General features: G+C 31.2%; 2 protein-coding genes. Both read left to right on the top strand.

Going from position 1 to position 3,417, the window contains the following annotated elements; genetic code table 11:
• The first annotated feature begins 94 nt into the window (after positions 1-94).
• On the top strand, positions 95-1,651 hold the full coding sequence (locus tag CD113_RS09675; protein ID WP_002464908.1) for an SLC13 family permease: 1,557 nt from the start codon (positions 95-97) through the stop codon (positions 1,649-1,651).
• Between the two features lie 115 nt (positions 1,652-1,766).
• Positions 1,767-3,140, top strand: a complete 1,374-nt coding sequence (locus CD113_RS09680; RefSeq protein WP_002464909.1) for a cryptochrome/photolyase family protein — start codon at positions 1,767-1,769, stop codon at positions 3,138-3,140.
• Positions 3,141-3,417 lie beyond the last annotated feature (277 nt).

Genomic DNA, 3,417 nt, shown 5'->3' on the forward strand with positions numbered 1-3,417 from the left:
TTTGAAAATTATGTGTATTATACTTTTTTATAAATATAATTATCTTTAACATTGGTATAATAAAAGTAAAATAATCTACAAAGGGGAGACATGTATGGATAAGAGAGATGATAAAAGTACTAAAGTTCAAAATAGTAGGCAAGGAAGTAACAAAAAGTCATATAAACCTATATGGATAGTAGTTAGTTTTGTCGTTCTGATTGCCATATTAATCATTCCAACACCTGCAAGTTTACCAATTATGGCTAAAGCAGCATTAGCCATTCTAGCATTTGCAGTTATTATGTGGGTCACTGAAGCGGTATCCTATCCCATTTCTGCGACATTGATTTTAGGTTTGATGATATTGTTACTAGGATTTAGTCCGGTCCAGAACTTAGCTGAAAAATTAGGAAATCCAAAAGCAGGAGATGCTATTTTAAAAGGTAATGACATGCTAGGAACAACTAATGCATTAGCACAAGCTTTTAGTGGTTTTTCTTCGTCAGCTGTTGCGCTTGTAGCAGCTGCATTATTTTTAGCAGCTGCCATGCAAGAAACTAATTTGCATAAAAGATTAGCCTTACTAGTTTTATCAGTAGTTGGCAATAAAACACGAAATATCGTTATAGGTGCTATATTGGTATCTATTGTGTTAGCTTTTTTTGTACCCTCAGCAACAGCAAGAGCAGGTGCAGTGGTACCTATATTATTAGGAATGATTGCAGCATTTAAAGTTTCGAAAGATAGTAAACTTGCTTCGTTATTAATTATTACGTCAGTTCAGGCAGTATCAATTTGGAATATCGGTATTAAAACGGCGGCAGCACAAAACTTAGTAGCAACAAATTTTATTAATCAACAATTAGGTTTCGATGTCTCATGGGGAGAATGGTTTTTATATGCTGCACCATGGTCTGTCTTGATGTCAGTAGCGCTCTATTTCATTATGATTAAAGTCATGCCACCAGAATTAGAAGAGATTAAAGGAGGAAAGCAATTAATTAAAGATGAATTAGCAGCATTGGGACCTGTAAGTCCTAGAGAATGGCGATTAATTGCTATTTCAATATTATTATTAATTTTTTGGTCTACTGAGAAAGTAATTCATCCAATTGATTCAGCGTCTATTACAATTATTGCTTTAGGTATTATGTTAATGCCTAAGATAGGAGTGATTACGTGGAAAGGTGTAGAACATAAAATACCGTGGGGCACAATTATTGTCTTTGGTGTAGGGATATCATTAGGTAATGTTTTATTAAAAACAGGTGCTGCGCAGTGGTTAAGTGATCAAACATTTGGTTTAATGGGCTTGAAATCTATGCCATTGATTGCGACCATTGCCCTTATCACTATTTTTAATATTTTAATTCATTTAGGTTTTGCTAGTGCTACTAGTTTATCTTCTGCGCTTATTCCAGTATTTATTTCATTAACGACAACACTCAACTTAGGGGATCAAGCGATTGGTTTTGTCTTAATTCAGCAGTTTGTTATTAGCTTTGGTTTCTTATTACCAGTTAGTGCACCGCAAAATATGCTGGCATATGGAACAGATACATTTACTGTTAAAGACTTTTTAAAAACTGGTATACCATTAACGATTGTAGGGTATATATTAATCATTATCTTTAGTATGACGTATTGGCAATGGTTAGGATTAATTTAGTAGTTGATTTTTGATAATTATAGTTATTGGTATTATCTAACGCTAAGTTTGTCGTAAATAGTTTTGAGCCAATGTCATCTAATAAAATGAATTTTTAAGAATGGTGGTTAAAAATTTGGCAGTTGGTGTGATATTAAATAGAATGTTTAGAACTAAAGAAAATCCGCTTTTTGAATATATATTTCAACAACAAGAAGATATTAATGAATGTTACTTTATTTTACCTATAGAAGATTTATCAAATGCTTCAACGTTAAAAAAGCAATTTTATTTTGGATCATTACAACGATTTCATGATGAATTAACAGAATTAAAGTTGAGTCCTTTTGTGATGAAATATGATGATGTAATTACATTTTGTCAGCAACACCAGATTACAGAAGTCGTTATTGCTGGTGATATCATGTCTTATCATCATGAAACGTATGATATTTTACATCAGCGTCAAGTGTATAATAAAGCTCATATTAAAGTAACTTTAATTAGAGGACATCATTATTTCCAACCAAGTAGAACTAAAAATAAACAACAAAATTATTATCAAGTGTTTACAAGTTTTTATAAACAATGGAGACCTTTTTTAAGAACACAAACCTTATATCACTATGATTTAAAAGAGTTGCAACCTATAGTTGTTTCAGCTAGTGGAGACTATAACTCAATATATAGCAATGAAGGTACCACACAGCAACATGAACAAGATAAATGGCAACAATTTTTGAAATATAATATTAACAGTTATACGAGGGGTCGAGATTATTTACCACAACTTCAAACCAGTCAATTAAGTATTGCATTAGCATACGGGTTGTTAGATATTAACGAAATATTTAATGATTTGTTACAAATGTATGATCATAGTGAAGAAAATTATGAAGCTTTTATCAGAGAATTAATGTTTAGAGAGTTTTACTATATTTTAATGACTGCTTACCCCGAATCATCTTATCAAGCTTTTAAAGAAAAATATCGACAAATTGAATGGTCTGATAATCAATTACATTTTGACAAATGGCAACAAGGACAAACAGGTTTTCCAATTATTGATGCTGCAATGGCAGAGTTAAAACAAACTGGATTTATGCATAATCGGATGAGAATGGTGGTGTCTCAATTTTTAACTAAAGATTTATTTATAGACTGGACACTTGGGGAAGATGCGTTCCGTAAATACTTAATAGATTATGATGCTGCATCTAATATTCATGGATGGCAGTGGTCGGCATCAACAGGAACAGATGCTGTGCCATATTTTAGAATGTTTAGTCCTATTAGGCAAAGTGAACGTTTTGATAAACATGCATATTACATTAAACAATATTTGCCGCAATTAGAAGCTATTGATGCTAAGTATTTACATGATACTCATAAATATTATCAAAATATTTGTAAGCAAGGTGTTACGATTGGAGTAGACTACCCAGAGCAAATTGTTGATCATAATGTGCAACGGCAATATGTCTTGGAAACGTTTAAAAAGCTAACATAACTGTATATATGCGTTTGCAATTCTACGATTAATTATGATTCTATGAAGATATGAGGTTTTGAAAAGTGAATTTTTAATATGGAGTATAAAAAAAGCACAAAGGCGATTAATTAAATCATCTTTGTGCTATTTATTTGAGAAATCATGTCACAGACATTTTCAAATAATATTGGAAGTTATTTGAATATAAACAAACAAAAATAGAGGCTTAAAAATTCACAGAAAGTAATAATATAAATATATTTTAAGCGTATTTTTATATTTAATGGTAATTTCC

Source organism: Staphylococcus simiae, from assembly GCF_002902085.1.
Classification (GTDB): Bacteria; Bacillota; Bacilli; order Staphylococcales; family Staphylococcaceae; genus Staphylococcus; species Staphylococcus simiae.